Origin of the sequence: Curtobacterium sp. APC 4022, assembly GCF_030407555.1 — a bacterium.
Classification (GTDB): domain Bacteria; phylum Actinomycetota; class Actinomycetes; order Actinomycetales; family Microbacteriaceae; genus Curtobacterium.
Genome location: NZ_JASDDD010000013.1, coordinates 45,629 through 58,915, shown reverse-complemented (window position 1 = coordinate 58,915; position 13,287 = coordinate 45,629). Strand labels below are relative to the sequence as shown.

Below are 13,287 nucleotides of genomic sequence, written 5' to 3'. Positions count from 1 at the left end.
ACCGCGTCGTAACGCGCCGGAAACGCGATGGCCCGATCGTGACCCCAGTTCGCGGGGTTTCGTGATGGAGCGCTACAGCCGGGCTCCGGTCTGGAGGATCGTGCAGGCATCCCCCACATCCGCCGGTCCGCAGGGTGGTTCAGAAGTCGTCGTCCGCGTCGCCGGGGAAGCACAGCGAGAGAGCCTGGACCGCGTACTGTCCGTCCGACACCGTCAACCGGATGGAGTCGGTCCGCCCGCCACCACGACCCACGATGGTCGGTCGGTCCGACGTCCCCCAGTGGTCGATCGTCATCCCCTGCTCTGTCCACCGGTCCTCGGTGTCGGTGACGTCCTGGGTCACGTCGCCGCTGGACGCGCGCGTGACGAGGTACCGCCACTTCGCACCCTGGTCGCCGTCGGGGAGCCGGCAGTCCTCCATGTAGTCGGGGCCGGTCCGCGGCTGCCACGTCCCACCGAGTCGACCGGTGACCGCCTCGACGGCGTCGACCATCTGCTGCTGCGCGACGTCCCGGTCGACGGCCGGGGCAGCGTGCTCGGACGTCGGTGCCGGTGCGGGGGCCGGGCCAGCCGCGGAGCAGCCGACGAGCGCGGCGACGACGAGCACACCGGTGCCGAGGACCCCGACGCGTCGGCGCAGCCTGTGCTCAGAGCGCATCGGCGTCTCCGGGGAAGCACAGCGAGACGCTCTGGACGGAGGTCAGACCGGGGGCCACGGACAGGCTGATCGATGAAAGACGGCCCCCAGCGCGTCCCACGACGGTCGGCTCGGAGGTGGTTCCCCACCGTTCGACGGTCATCCCCTGCTCGCGCCATCCGTGTTCGATCGTCGGCATCTCGTCTGTCACGCCGTCGTTGCCCGTCCGGGTGACGAACGAGGTCCACCGCGCCATCACCCGACCGTCGGACCCCGTGCAGTCCTCGGCGTAGTCCGGCCCACTCCGCTGCCGCCAGTCACCCCCGAGTCGCGTCGTGACCGCGTCCACGGCCTCGACCATCTGCCGTTGTGCGGTGTCCGGGTCCACCGGTGTCGCCGTCTCGCTCGGTGTCGGTGTCGGAGCGGGCGACGCACAGCCGACGAGCGCGCCGACGACGAGCACACCGATCGCGGCCGCGGTCAACCGGTGGGCGGTGATCGTGTCAGAGGTCATCGGGGTCCCCGGGGAAGCACAGCGACAGCGCCTGGACTCCGTACTGGTCGTCAGCGACCGAGAGGCTGATCGAGTCGGTCGCCGCGCCGCCGCGGCCGACGAGGGTCGGATGAGCGGTGGAACCCCACCGGTCGATGGTCATGCCCTGACGCTTCCAGTGGGCCTCGACCACGGGGAGGTCCTCGGTGACGTTCCCGACGAACGGACGTGTCCGGACGTCCACCCACTGCGCACCCGGCTGTCCGCCCGGCAGGGCGCACGCATCGGCGTAGTCCGGGCCCGTGCCCTGGTCCCAGTCCCCGCCGAGCCGTCCGGTGAGGTCGTCCACCGCACCGACCATCTGCTGCTTCGCTGCGTCGGCATCGATCACCGGCTGGGCCCGGCGTGGCTCGCCAGCACCCTGCTCGGGCAGGACACAGCCGGTGAGGACCAGCGCAGATGCCACCAGCGTCACGGCGCTGCGTGCCGCGCGCCCGGCGGCCGTCGTTCGCAACTCGGTCTGCACCATGCGCACTCCCCCGCTCGCAGTTCCCCCGGTTCGACCGTACCCGCCGGTCCGGGAGCGGGGGACCCAGCCCGGGGCCGCCGCACCTCACTCATCAGAGCACGTCACCCCTCAGAGCACGTCACCCCTCAGAGCACGTCACCCTTCAGAGCACGTCGTCCCGCCCGCTGATCTTCAGCGCGTCCACCACACCCTTGACCCGCTGCGCGTTCGCGCTCGTGGTGACGAGCAGCGCGTCCGGGGTGTCGACGACGACGATGTCCTCGACCCCGATCAGCGAGATCAGCCGGTTGCTCTGCGACACGACGATGCCGCTCGCCGAGTCGGCCAGGATGCGGGCGTTGTCGCCGAGCACGGCCAGGTTGTTCTTCCGCCCACCGGACTGCAGCTTCGCGAGCGAGGCGAAGTCGCCGACGTCGTCCCAGTCGAAGTCGCCGGGCACGACGGCCATGCGTCCGGCGGCGGCAGCCGGTTCGGCGACCGTGTAGTCGATGGCGATCTTCTTCAGCGACGGCCAGATGCGGTCGACCACGATCCCCCGCGCCGAGGTGTCCCACGCCGCGGCGAGCTCCTCGATCCCGGCGAGCAGCTCGGGCTCGTTGCGTCCGATCTCGGCGAGGAGCACGTCGGCGCGGCTGATGAACATGCCGGCGTTCCAGAGGTACGAGCCGTCGGCGACGTACTTCTTCGCGGTCCGCAGGTCGGGCTTCTCGACGAAGGACCGGACGGCGTGCGCGGTGGTCGCGCCGTCGACCCCGAGCGCCTCGTCGGCGGCGTGGATGTACCCGAAGCCGATGGCGGGCTCGTTCGGCGTGATGCCGATGGTCGTGATGTAGCCGGCGCGGGCGGCGACGACGGCTTCGCGGACGGACCGGCGGAAGCCGCGGGCGTCGCCGATGACGTGGTCGGCGGCGAACGAGCCGATGACGACGTCGGGCTCGCGGCGGTGCAGGATCGCCGCGGCGAGGCCGATCGCCGCCGTGGAGTCCTTGGGCTCGCTCTCGAGGACGACGTTGTGGTCCTCGACCCCGGGCAGCTGGGACTCGACGGCGATGCGGTGCGCCCGGCCGGTGACGACCATGATGCGGTCGGGGCCGGCGAGCGGTTCGAGTCGGTCCCAGGTCTGCCGGAGCAGCGACGAGCCGGACCCGGTCAGGTCGTGCAGGAACTTCGGGGCGTCGGCGCGCGAGAGCGGCCAGAGGCGCGATCCGATGCCGCCGGCCGGGATGATCGCGTAGAAGTCGTCGAGTGCGTCCGTCACGCGCCCACCGTACCGGCGCCCCCGTGCAGCGGCTGCACGACGTCTGGACGTGTCGTGGACGGCACCGGGATCCGCGCACGGTCTGTTCACCCCTCGCGCGCACCGCGTTCACGTCGTGCCCCCCGGTCGTCCACGCGTCGGCGTGAGCATGGGCCGTGCCATGAACGCACGCAGCAGCATGGAGCGAGGCACCGAGTCCCCCCGGACCGTCGCCGTCGTGACCGAGAGCTTCCTGCCCACCCTCAACGGCGTCACCACGAGCGTCCTCGCGGTGCTCGAGCACCTGCGACGCCGGGGCCACCGGGCCGTCGTCATCGCCCCGGACACGCCGGGTCTCGCCGCCTGGCGGTCGCGTTCCGAGCAGGAGCGGCACCACGGCTTCGACGTGCACCGGATCCCGGCGGTCGCGTACCGGCAGTTCCCGGTGGCGCTCCCACACCCGGTCCTCGACACGATCCTCGCCGCCTCCGGCGCCGACGTGCTGCACGCCGCCAGCCCCTTCCTGTTGGGTGGGCGCGCGATCACGGCGGCCGGGAGGCTCGGCATCCCCTCCGTCGCCGTCTTCCAGACCGACGTGGCCGGGTTCGCACGCCGCAACGGCCTGTCCGCGGCGGCTCCGCTCGTCCGCCGGGTCCTCGGGCGCATCCACGCGGGAGCGTCGCTGACGCTGGCGCCGTCGTCGGCGACGGCCGCGATGCTCGCCGAGGAGGGCGTCCCGCGGGTGGCCCGGTGGGGCCGCGGCGTCGACACGACCCTCTTCCACCCGGACCGTCGCTCCTCGTCCCACGTGCGGGCCCTACGACGGCGCATCGCTCCGCGCGGCGAGACCATCGTCGGCTACGTGGGGCGGCTGGCACCGGAGAAGGAGGTCGAGCGGCTCGCAGAACTCGGCGGCATGCCGGGCATCCGGGTCGTGGTCGCCGGAGGGGGACCCTCCCGGGCGTTGCTGGAACGGCGCCTGCGCCACCTGGACGTGACCTTCACCGGCCCGCTGCGCGGCGACGCGTTGGCCGATGCCTACGCGATGCTCGACGTGTTCGTGCACACCGGGGCCGCCGAGACGTTCGGGCAGACCCTGCAGGAGGCGCACGCGGCGGGCCTGCCGGTGGTGGCCCCGGCCTCCGGCGGACCGCTCGACCTGGTGTCCCCGGGACTCGACGGCGAGCTGTACGACCCGGAAGCACCGCTGGCCCTCCGCGCGGCGGTGGCGCGACTGCACGCCGACCGTGCGCTGGCCGAGCGGATGGGTTCGGCGGGTCGGCTCCGGGTCGAGGGCACGACGTGGGAGTCGGTCGGTGACGAGCTGCTCGCGCACCACGAGACGGCTCGGACGATCGGCGCTCCGCCGGCCGCGACCCGCACGGCTCGCACCGGGTGGCACGAGAAGGTCGGTGCTCGGACGTAGGATGGTGGCGTTCCACACGAACACGACGGCAACGGCGCGCCGATCGGTGCGCCAGACCTACGGGAAGGCGAGCTCATGGCCGAGCAGACCGCAGGCGGGACGGCGACAGCCACCCCGCAGGTGACCATCGACGGGACGTCGATCGACGCACCTCGGACGCGCGCGCCGCAGGGCACGCTGTACCGCGGCTCGGTCGGGATGTGGTCGTGGGTGCTGCACCGGATCACCGGTGTCGCGATCTACTTCTTCCTGCTCGTGCACATCCTCGACACGGCACTGGTCCGGCTCTCGCCCGAGGCTTACAACGCCGTGATCGGCACGTACAAGACGCCGCTGATGAACCTCGGCGAGATCGCCCTGGTCGCCGCCATCGTGTTCCACGCGTTCAACGGGCTGCGGATCATCCTCATCGACTTCTGGTCGAAGGGGCCGAAGTACCAGCGGGCCATGTTCTGGGTCGTCCTCGTGCTCTGGGCAGTGGCGATCGCGGGCTTCCTGCCGCGCCAGCTCATGAACCTCGTCGCCGACTTCAACTGAACCGAGGGCTGTCATGACCACCGAGACCATCGCCCCGCCCCGCAGCGCCGACGCTGCCCGCCGCACCACCAACTGGGAGAAGTGGGGCTGGATCTACATGCGGGCGTCGGGCGTCCTGCTCGTCGTCCTCATCTTCGGCCACCTGTTCGTCAACATGGTCGCCGGCGAAGGCGTCAAGCAGATCGACTTCGCCTTCGTCGCCGGCAAGTGGGCGAGCCCGTTCTGGCAGATCTGGGACACGCTGATGCTCTGGCTCGCGCTGATCCACGGCTCGAACGGCATGCGGACGATCATCAACGACTACGTCGCGAAGCCTGGCGTCCGGAAGACCCTGCTCGTTGCCGTGCTCGCCGCGTGCGTCCTGCTGATCGTCCTCGGCACGCTCGTGTGCTGGACGTTCGACCCGTGCCCCGCCGGCGCTGCCGCCGCGGACCTGCCCTCGTTCTGCCCGGCGCAGTAGCCGCCGTCCGCGTCATCCCGCGCTGGCGACACGCTCTCGCTCGCTCCGCCTCCTGATCGAAAGACCCCAGTGACCGACATCACCGTGCACCACCACCAGTTCGACATCGTCATCATCGGCGCAGGAGGCGCCGGTATGCGGGCCGCCATCGAAGCCGGCCCGAAGGCGAAGACCGCCGTCATCTCGAAGCTGTACCCGACCCGCTCCCACACCGGTGCAGCGCAGGGCGGCATGGCGGCCGCGCTCGCGAACGTCGAAGAGGACTCGTGGGAGTGGCACACCTTCGACACGATCAAGGGCGGCGACTACCTGGTCGACCAGGACGCCGCCGAGATCCTGGCGAAGGAGGCCATCGACGCGGTCATCGACCTCGAGAACATGGGCCTGCCGTTCAACCGCACGCCCGAGGGCAAGATCGACCAGCGACGCTTCGGCGGCCACACCCGTGACCACGGCAAGGCCCCGGTCCGCCGAGCGTGCTACGCGGCGGACCGCACCGGGCACATGATCCTGCAGACGCTGTTCCAGAACTGCGTGAAGCTCGGCGTGAACTTCTTCAACGAGTTCTACGCGCTCGACCTCATCATGGTCGACGTGGTGGGCGACGACGGCGTCACCCGCAAGCAGCCGGCCGGTGTCGTCGCGTTCGAACTCTCCACCGGCGAACTGCACGTGTTCCACGCCAAGGCGATGGTCTTCGCGACCGGTGGCTTCGGCAAGATGTACAAGACGACCTCGAACGCACACACCCTGACCGGCGACGGCGTCGGCATCGTCTGGCGCACCGGCCTGCCGCTCGAGGACATGGAGTTCTTCCAGTTCCACCCGACCGGGCTCGCGGGCCTCGGCATCCTGCTGACCGAGGGTGCCCGTGGTGAAGGTGCGATCCTCCGCAACGCCTCGGGTGAGCGCTTCATGGAGCGCTACGCCCCGACCATCAAGGACCTCGCGCCGCGCGACATCGTCGCCCGCTGCATGGTGCAGGAGGTCGCCGAGGGTCGTGGTGCCGGGCCGAACAAGGACTACGTGCTGCTCGACTGCACGCACCTCGGTGCCGAGGTGCTCGAGACCAAGCTGCCGGACATCACCGAGTTCGCCCGCACGTACCTCGGGGTCGACCCGGTCGTCGAACCGGTGCCGGTGATGCCGACCGCCCACTACGCCATGGGTGGCATCCCGACCAACGTCAAGGCCGAGGTCCTCTCCGACAACGACACCGTCGTCCCGGGCCTCTACGCCGCCGGCGAGTGCGCCTGCGTCTCGGTGCACGGCTCGAACCGCCTCGGTACGAACTCGCTGCTCGACATCAACGTGTTCGGCAAGCGCTCCGGCAACAACGCCGCCGAGTACGTGCAGACGGCGGAGTTCCTGCCGCTGCCCGAGGACCCCGCGGCGAACGTGCGCGGCATGCTCGAGCAGCTCCGGGCCTCCACCGGCACCGAACGGGTCGCCGTGCTCCGCAAGGAGCTGCAGGAGGAGATGGACAAGAACGCGCAGGTGTTCCGCACCGACGAGTCGCTCGCCCGCGTGACCGAGACCATCCACACGCTCCGCAACCGCTTCATGCAGGTGTCGGTGCAGGACAAGGGCAAGCGCTTCAACACCGACCTGCTCGAGGCGGTCGAGCTCGGCTTCCTGCTCGACCTGGCCGAGGTCGTCGTCTACTCCGCACGGAACCGCAAGGAGTCGCGCGGTGGGCACATGCGCGACGACTACCCGAAGCGCGACGACGAGAACTACATGCAGCACACCATGGCGTACCTGACGGGCGATCCGCACTCGTCCCTCGCCGACGACCACATCACGCTCGACTGGAAGCCGGTCGTGATCACCCGGTACCAGCCGATGGAGAGGAAGTACTGAGATGACCGACACCCTGGTCTCCGAGGCACCCCGCACCGACACCGTGCAGGACGCCCCTCCCGGATCGTTCTCCGTCACGCTGATCGTCCGCCGGTTCGACCCGGACGTGGACGACGAGCCGCGCTGGCAGGACTTCGACGTGATGATGCTGCCGACGGACCGCATCCTCGACGCGCTGCACAAGATCAAGTGGGAGCAGGACGGGTCCCTGACCTTCCGACGCTCCTGCGCACACGGTGTCTGCGGCTCCGATGCGATGCGCATCAACGGCCGCAACCGCCTGGCGTGCAAGACGCTGATCAAGGACCTCGACATCTCGAAGCCGATCTACGTCGAGGCGATCAAGGGCCTGCCGCTCGAGAAGGACCTGATCGTCGACATGGAGCCGTTCTTCAAGTCGTTCCGCGAGGTCCAGCCGTTCCTGCAGCCGAAGTCCGCGCCGGAGAAGGGCAAGGAGCGCATCCAGTCGGTGGCCGACCGTGCACGCTTCGACGACACCACCAAGTGCATCCTCTGCGCCGCGTGCACCTCGTCGTGCCCGGTGTTCTGGACGGACGGGCAGTACTTCGGCCCGGCGGCGATCGTCAACGCGCACCGGTTCATCTTCGACTCCCGCGACGACGCGGCCGACGTGCGCCTGGACATCCTCAACGACAAGGAGGGCGTCTGGCGCTGCCGCACGACCTTCAACTGCACCGACGCCTGCCCGCGCGGCATCCAGGTGACGAAGGCGATCTCCGAGGTCAAGCAGGCCGTCATGCGCGGCCGGGCGTAGCACGCCGATGCCGACAGGAACGTCATGGGCGGGCGCGCTAGGCTCCCGCTCATGACGTTCGCGGACACCCGCCCCATCCTGGATCAGCTCGGCTACACGGTCCGGTACGTGCAGCTCCCCGGTGAGACGCTCCACGAGCCGCCGGTGGAGGGTGCGCTGCGCATCATCCCGGCCGACGCCGGCTCCTTCGCGCTGGAGGTCGTCGACTACGGCACGGCCCGTCGCCTGGCCACGGCCGGCAACGAGTCCGACGCCGTCGAGATGCTCCGACGCTTCCTCAACCGGCCGTTCCCGGACGCACGCGACATCCGTCGCAGCGACCTCGACCAGATGCGCGACCGGTCGGCGTCGACCTACCCGCAGCTGGCCCAGCAGGTCGCCTCGACCGGGGACGCCGGTCTGACGATCCAGATCCCCGCCGGCGTGCCCGTGGACCGCATCGGCGGACCGGACGGCTACCTCCTGCACCCGCTCGAGACGCCGCTGCCCGCCCGGTCGCTGCCGCCGCACACCGCCGCATCGCCCGAGGTGCATCGGTACGTGGTCGAGCGCCCGTTCCTCGTCACCGTCCGCTTCGTCCGGCCGTGGTTCGACCAGCCGGGTGGGGCGCTCCGCTTCGAGATCGCGAACCCGACGGCGACCGTCCGCGACCTGGTCGTCGACGGGTCCCTGGCCCGCGTCCGCGTGGTCTGAGCCGAGCCGGTCCGTCCCACCACGACGAAGCCCTCCTCCCCCGACCGGGGCAGGAGGGCTTCGTCGTGGTGCGGTGCGTCAGCCGCGCTCGGGGCGGTCGAAGCGCTGGCCCTCGGGCTTCGAGGGCATGAGGAACAGCACGAGCACGATGATCGGGCCGACGACCGGGATGAGGACGAGCAGGTAGAACGGCCCGGCGAAGTTCCCGTCGTGCAGGCGTCGCCATGCCAGTGCCAAGGACGGCACCAGGATCGCGAGCGACAGCAGTCCGACCAACGAGTACGCGATGAGGTAGAGCGGCGACGGCGACGTCATCACGGACGTGTAGCTGGACCCGGTGCTGACGGTCTGCCGCTCGGACTGTGCGAAGCCGATGCCGACCAGGGTCCAGAGCACCGCGTAGACGACGGTGCTGACCAGGTACCACCACCAGAACTCGCTGCGGCTGGCACGGCCGTCGAACCGGGCGTACTTCTTGAAGAAGCGCTTGGCCGCGTTCGGGAGCGAGATGCCGTACCACGGGGCCCACAGCGGCGGTTCACCGTTCGGGCCGGTCTGGACGCCCTGACCGTAGCCCTGCGGCTGGCCGTACGGCTGCTGACCGTACTGCTGCTGACCGTACTGCTGCTGACCGTACTGCTGCTGGCCGTACTGGTCGGGCTGTCCGTACGGGTTCTGCTGCCCGTGCGGCTGCTGGCCGTCGGGCGTGCCGTACGGCTGCTGCGGGTTGTCGCTCACGGTGTCTCCCTGGTGTCGAGTGGTACTCGGCTCCGAGTCAACCAGGAACCCCGTCCCCCTGGACGACCGTGACCACCCCCGACCGAGGGGCCACTCCCGGAAGCGAACGACGGCCCCACCGCATGGTGGGGCCGTCGCAGGTGGTGCGGGTCGCGCGGGCCGGAGCGGTCCGTGCAGCGCCGCCGGGTCAGCCGCGCTCGGGCTGGTCGAAGCGGGCGCCCTCGCGGACGGACGGGATGCAACCGATGACGATGGCGAAGAGCGCCCCGATCGGCGGGATGATGAACAGCAGGGCCAGCAGGCCCGAGAAGTTCACGTCGTGCAGGCGTCGCACGGTGAGCGCGATGAAGCCGACGAACGTCGCGAGTGCCCAGAGGCCGCCGACCACGTTCGAGTCGCCGCTGGCACCGCCGCCGATGACGGTGTCGATGATGCTGGTGGCGAAGTTGCCGATGACCCACCAGAGCGCCCAGAACCAGAACTCGCTGCGGCTGGCGCGGCCATCGAAGCGCACGTACTTCTTCCAGAAGCGCGTGAAGGCCTTCGGGAACGGGATGCCGTACCAGGGTGCCCAGAGCGGCGGTTCGCCCTGCGTCGCGGCCTGCTGCCCGTAGGACCCCGGCTGGGCGAACTGCCCCGGCTGCTGTCCGTACTGACCCGGGTGCCCGGGTTGACCCGGCTGCCCGTACGGCGACTGCTGCCCGTACTGACCCGGCTGGCCGCCGTACTGTCCGGACTGGCCGGGCTGGCTGTACGGCGACTGCGCCGGCGGCTGCTGACCGTAGGGCGACTGCGGCTGACCGTACGGCGACTGCGCGGGCGGCTGCTGACCGTACGGCGACTGCGCCGGCGACTGCTGGGCTGGCGGCTGCTGACCGTACGGTGACTGCGGCTGCCCGTACGGCGACTGCGCCGGCGGCTGCTGGCCGGACGGCGCCCCCTGCGCCGGGTCGGGCTCGTCACCCGGCCGCTTGGCGTACGGGTCCTGGGGGTACTGGTCGCTCACGGCGGTTCCTTCCGGGGTGCAGGGTCGGTGTGCCCACGGTGACCTCGGCGGCGGCCCCGGCGGCCGGGACACGTGCCCCGACCATCCTGCTCCCCCGCACGCTGACCCCGCGCGCTGGGACCCAGTGTGCCAGCACCGACGCCGCCGCGACAGCAGCGCCGCGGCAGGACGACGCCGGAGCGGTCAGGGCAGGAGTGCGATCTTCCCGCCCGGGTGCCCCGACTCGAGCAACTCGAGGGCCGCACGTGCGTCGGTCAGCGGGAACGTACGGGCCACCGGCACGACGAGCTCACCGCGTCCGGCCAGGTCGATGAGTCGTGCGCGCACCGAGTCCCGGAACGCGGCACTGTCCGGCTGCGCCCCGCCGATCGCGGTGATGCCGGTGTCCTCCGCCCGCCCGAACGCCGCGATGGTGGCGATGCGGCTCCGGTCCGCCACCAGGGCCAACGAGACGTCGACGGCCTCGTCGGACCCGACGCAGTCCAGGGCCACGTCGATTCCGGAGGCGGCGAGGTCACGGACCCGCGCCTCCAGGCCGTCCCCGTAGGCGACCCACGTGCCGCCGAAGCCGCGGACGGTGTCGGCGTTGCCCTCGGAGGCGGTGCCGATCGCGTGCGCACCGAGTGCGCGGATCTGCTGGAGCAGACTGACGCCGACGGCGCCCGAGGCTCCGTGCACGAGGACGGTGTCGCCCGCCTGCACCGCGGTGACGCGGAGGAGGTCCGCTGCCGTGGTGCCCGCCAGGAGCAGGTTCGCGGCCTCTGCGAACCCGAGCGACGCCGGCTTCGCGAACACGTCCGCGGCGGGCAGCGTGATCTCCTCGGTCCAGCCGCCACGGACGCGGAACGCCAGGACCTCGTCCCCGACGGCGACCGACCCGGAGGCGATCGTCGTGTCGGGTCCGACGGCGCTGACGACACCGGCGACCTCGTACCCGATCGGCACCGGGAAGTCTGCGGGGTCGCCACGCTGCGTGTGCTTCGCGTCGGCGGGGTTCATGCCGGCGGCGCGGACGCGGACGGTCACCTCGCCGGGGCCGGGAACCGGCACCTCGACGTCGACCAGTTCGAACACGTCACTGCCGCCGGGACGCGGTGCCACCCACTGCTTCGTCATGCTCGCGACGGTACTCGCGGCCACGACCGCAGCTTCAAGCCGACCGCCAGACGGACGCCTGACGGACGGACGCCGGATGGACGGGAGGCCCGGTACCAGCTGGTACCGGGCCTCCCGTCGGTCAGGCGGTTGCGTCCGTCAGGCGGTTGTGTCCGTCAGGCGCGCGCCGCGCCGACCCGCCCCGTGAAGGAGGCGTGCAGCGGGTGCTCGCCGCCGAGACCGGTGATCTCGGACGCGATGTCGGCGTCCGAGCGGTCCGAACGCAGCAGCGCCTGCAGCTCGACACTCTGCTCGTCGTCCGCGACGTCGAACCGCAGTGCGGCGCCCATCGCGTCGAGGAGCGCGGTCGGCTCGGTGCCGTTCTCGGCCAGCGCGGCGGCCGGCGACACGAAGCGCTCGTCGCGGGACAGCTTCCGCAGCGGCTGGCGGCCGACGCGGGTGACCGTGTCGGGCAGGTGCGGGTTCTCGAAGCGACCGATGATCGCCTCGACGTAGGCGCGGTGCACCTCGGGGTCGAGCTCGTGACGACGGACGAGCAGGTCGCTCGTCTCGGCGAGCACGGCCTCGAGCGCGGAGCGGACGGCGGGCATCGCGACGGCGTCGGAGATCTTGTCGGCACCGGCGAGGAACCCGTGGTACGCGACGGTGGCGTGCCCGGTGTTCACCGTGAAGAGCTTCCGCTCGATGGACGCGGCGAGCCCGTCGACGTAGTGTGCCCCCGGCAGCTCCGGCTCGGCACCGTGGAACGGGGTGCGGTCGATGGCCCACTCGAAGTAGGTCTCGACGGTGACGTCGAGGCCGCCACCGGGCGCCTGAGCCGGCACGATGCGGTCGACGGCGGTGTTGGCGAACACGGCCTTCGCGAGGGCGTCCTCACGCTCGTCCTCCGGCAGCGCGTCCACGATGAACTCGCGGAGGCGATCGGTGGCGTTGATCGCGTTCTCGCAGGCCATCACGGCGAGCGGGGCGGCGTCGGCGGAGCGCTGCTGCAGCCCCTTCGCGATGACCGGGGCGATGAACTTCAGGACGGTCGGTCCGACGGCGCAGGTGACGATGTCGGCGGTCGCGATCTCGGCGACGACACCGGCCTCGTCCTGGGCGCTGTTCACGGCACGGAAGCCGGTGACGACGTGGTCCTGGGCTCCGGCACCGACCTCGTGCACGGTGTACGAGTCGGCGGCGGCCAGCGCGTCGATCAGCGGGGCGGCGACGTCGGCGAAGACGACCTCGTACCCGGCCTGGTGGAGCAGCAGACCGACGAACCCGCGGCCGATGTTGCCCGCACCGAAGTGGACGGCGGTGCTCACTCGTTGACCTCACCGAGGATCGCGAGGATCGCGGCCACGTCGGGTGCGTCGGTCAGCGCCTGGACCTGGTCCTCGTCCGAGAACACGATCGCGATCTTGCTGAGGATGTCGAGGTGCTCGTTGTTCACGCCCGCGATGCCGACGACGAAGCGGACGTCGTTGCCGTCCCAGTCGATCGGGGTGGCGTAGCGGACGAAGGACAGCGCGGAGGCCTTGATGGCGTCCTTCGCGTCGTTCGTGCCGTGCGGGATCGCCAGGTAGTTGCCCATGTACGTCGAGACGCTCTTCTCGCGCTCGAGCATGGCGGGGTAGTAGTCCGCGGTGACCGCGCCGACCTCCTGGAGGATCGCAGCCGCCTCCTTCATCGCCTCCGACTTGGTCGGCGCAGCGTCCTCGGTGTGGATGCGGATCTGGCTCTCCTGCAGGACGGGCATACGGTTCTCCTTGTTCGTGGTGGACGGCGGAAGAGG

At 70.9% G+C, this 13,287-nt stretch carries 15 protein-coding genes; 6 read left to right on the top strand and 9 right to left on the bottom strand.

The features are described from left to right. Positions 1 to 139: 139 nt before the first annotated feature. The 4 genes from QL987_RS06415 to QL987_RS06400 form a co-directional block, all read right to left on the bottom strand. The gene (locus QL987_RS06415) at positions 140 to 658 is read right to left on the bottom strand and encodes a hypothetical protein (RefSeq protein WP_290156815.1); all 519 of its coding nucleotides are present in this window, start codon (positions 656 to 658) and stop codon (positions 140 to 142) included. Next, entirely contained in the window at positions 648 to 1,151 is a 504-nt protein-coding gene (locus tag QL987_RS06410; protein ID WP_290156814.1) for a hypothetical protein, read from the bottom strand. The genes QL987_RS06415 and QL987_RS06410 overlap by 11 nt, the downstream gene beginning before the upstream one ends. Then, positions 1,141 to 1,659: a hypothetical protein gene (locus tag QL987_RS06405; RefSeq protein WP_290156813.1), complete on the bottom strand. Its 519-nt coding sequence runs from the start codon at positions 1,657 to 1,659 to the stop codon at positions 1,141 to 1,143. The genes QL987_RS06410 and QL987_RS06405 overlap by 11 nt, the downstream gene beginning before the upstream one ends. Before the next feature lie 142 nt (positions 1,660 to 1,801). Next, a complete protein-coding gene (locus QL987_RS06400) occupies positions 1,802 to 2,917 on the bottom strand; it encodes a mannose-1-phosphate guanylyltransferase (protein ID WP_111074277.1) in 1,116 nt (371 codons plus the stop codon). Positions 2,918 to 3,077: 160 nt separating this feature from the next. On the opposite strand from QL987_RS06400, the gene QL987_RS06395 reads away from it, so the two are divergent. The 6 genes from QL987_RS06395 (at position 3,078) to QL987_RS06370 (ending at position 8,650) form a co-directional block, all read left to right on the top strand. Next, positions 3,078 to 4,322 (top strand): glycosyltransferase family 1 protein, encoded by a 1,245-nt coding sequence (locus tag QL987_RS06395; RefSeq protein WP_290156812.1) that lies wholly within the window; start codon positions 3,078 to 3,080, stop codon positions 4,320 to 4,322. Positions 4,323 to 4,397: 75 nt separating this feature from the next. Then, a complete protein-coding gene (gene sdhC, locus QL987_RS06390) occupies positions 4,398 to 4,859 on the top strand; it encodes a succinate dehydrogenase, cytochrome b556 subunit (protein WP_111074279.1) in 462 nt (153 codons plus the stop codon). A gap of 13 nt (positions 4,860 to 4,872) precedes the next feature. Beyond that, complete coding sequence (gene sdhD / locus QL987_RS06385) at positions 4,873 to 5,319, top strand: succinate dehydrogenase, hydrophobic membrane anchor protein (protein ID WP_111074280.1); 447 nt, start codon at positions 4,873 to 4,875, stop codon at positions 5,317 to 5,319. Positions 5,320 to 5,388: 69 nt separating this feature from the next. Then, complete coding sequence (gene sdhA / locus QL987_RS06380; RefSeq protein ID WP_111074281.1) at positions 5,389 to 7,182, top strand: succinate dehydrogenase flavoprotein subunit; 1,794 nt, start codon at positions 5,389 to 5,391, stop codon at positions 7,180 to 7,182. Position 7,183: 1 nt separating this feature from the next. Then, entirely contained in the window at positions 7,184 to 7,957 is a 774-nt protein-coding gene (locus tag QL987_RS06375; protein ID WP_111074282.1) for a succinate dehydrogenase iron-sulfur subunit, read from the top strand. 51 nt (positions 7,958 to 8,008) lie between these two features. Then, positions 8,009 to 8,650, top strand: a complete 642-nt coding sequence (locus QL987_RS06370) for a TNT domain-containing protein (RefSeq protein ID WP_290156811.1) — start codon at positions 8,009 to 8,011, stop codon at positions 8,648 to 8,650. A gap of 78 nt (positions 8,651 to 8,728) precedes the next feature. Here QL987_RS06370 and QL987_RS06365 read toward each other — a convergent pair whose 3' ends face one another. The 5 genes from QL987_RS06365 to QL987_RS06345 form a co-directional block, all read right to left on the bottom strand. Beyond that, entirely contained in the window at positions 8,729 to 9,388 is a 660-nt protein-coding gene (locus tag QL987_RS06365) for a DUF805 domain-containing protein (protein ID WP_356840014.1), read from the bottom strand. Positions 9,389 to 9,575: 187 nt separating this feature from the next. Then, positions 9,576 to 10,394 (bottom strand): DUF805 domain-containing protein, encoded by an 819-nt coding sequence (locus tag QL987_RS06360; protein WP_290156810.1) that lies wholly within the window; start codon positions 10,392 to 10,394, stop codon positions 9,576 to 9,578. A gap of 183 nt (positions 10,395 to 10,577) precedes the next feature. Further along, positions 10,578 to 11,510 carry an NADP-dependent oxidoreductase gene (locus QL987_RS06355; protein ID WP_290156809.1) on the bottom strand — a complete coding sequence of 311 codons (933 nt, stop codon included), beginning with the start codon at positions 11,508 to 11,510 and terminating at the stop codon, positions 10,578 to 10,580. 155 nt (positions 11,511 to 11,665) lie between these two features. After that, positions 11,666 to 12,817 carry a mannitol-1-phosphate 5-dehydrogenase gene (locus tag QL987_RS06350; protein WP_221849689.1) on the bottom strand — a complete coding sequence of 384 codons (1,152 nt, stop codon included), beginning with the start codon at positions 12,815 to 12,817 and terminating at the stop codon, positions 11,666 to 11,668. Then, entirely contained in the window at positions 12,814 to 13,251 is a 438-nt protein-coding gene (locus tag QL987_RS06345) for a PTS sugar transporter subunit IIA (protein ID WP_166781155.1), read from the bottom strand. The genes QL987_RS06350 and QL987_RS06345 overlap by 4 nt, the downstream gene beginning before the upstream one ends. Positions 13,252 to 13,287: the final 36 nt, after the last annotated feature.

Bases quoted from the DNA above. Each gene is read 5' to 3' on its own strand.
- QL987_RS06370 (WP_290156811.1), top strand. From the start codon at position 8,009: ATGACGTTCGCGGACACCCGCCCCATCCTGGATCAGCTCGGCTACACG.
- sdhD (WP_111074280.1), top strand. From the start codon at position 4,873: ATGACCACCGAGACCATCGCCCCGCCCCGCAGCGCCGACGCTGCCCGC.
- QL987_RS06410 (WP_290156814.1), bottom strand. From the start codon at position 1,151: ATGACCTCTGACACGATCACCGCCCACCGGTTGACCGCGGCCGCGATC.
- QL987_RS06405 (WP_290156813.1), bottom strand. From the start codon at position 1,659: ATGGTGCAGACCGAGTTGCGAACGACGGCCGCCGGGCGCGCGGCACGC.
- sdhC (WP_111074279.1), top strand. From the start codon at position 4,398: ATGGCCGAGCAGACCGCAGGCGGGACGGCGACAGCCACCCCGCAGGTG.
- QL987_RS06345 (WP_166781155.1), bottom strand. From the start codon at position 13,251: ATGCCCGTCCTGCAGGAGAGCCAGATCCGCATCCACACCGAGGACGCT.
- QL987_RS06355 (WP_290156809.1), bottom strand. From the start codon at position 11,510: ATGACGAAGCAGTGGGTGGCACCGCGTCCCGGCGGCAGTGACGTGTTC.
- QL987_RS06395 (WP_290156812.1), top strand. From the start codon at position 3,078: ATGAACGCACGCAGCAGCATGGAGCGAGGCACCGAGTCCCCCCGGACC.
- QL987_RS06415 (WP_290156815.1), bottom strand. From the start codon at position 658: ATGCGCTCTGAGCACAGGCTGCGCCGACGCGTCGGGGTCCTCGGCACC.
- QL987_RS06375 (WP_111074282.1), top strand. From the start codon at position 7,184: ATGACCGACACCCTGGTCTCCGAGGCACCCCGCACCGACACCGTGCAG.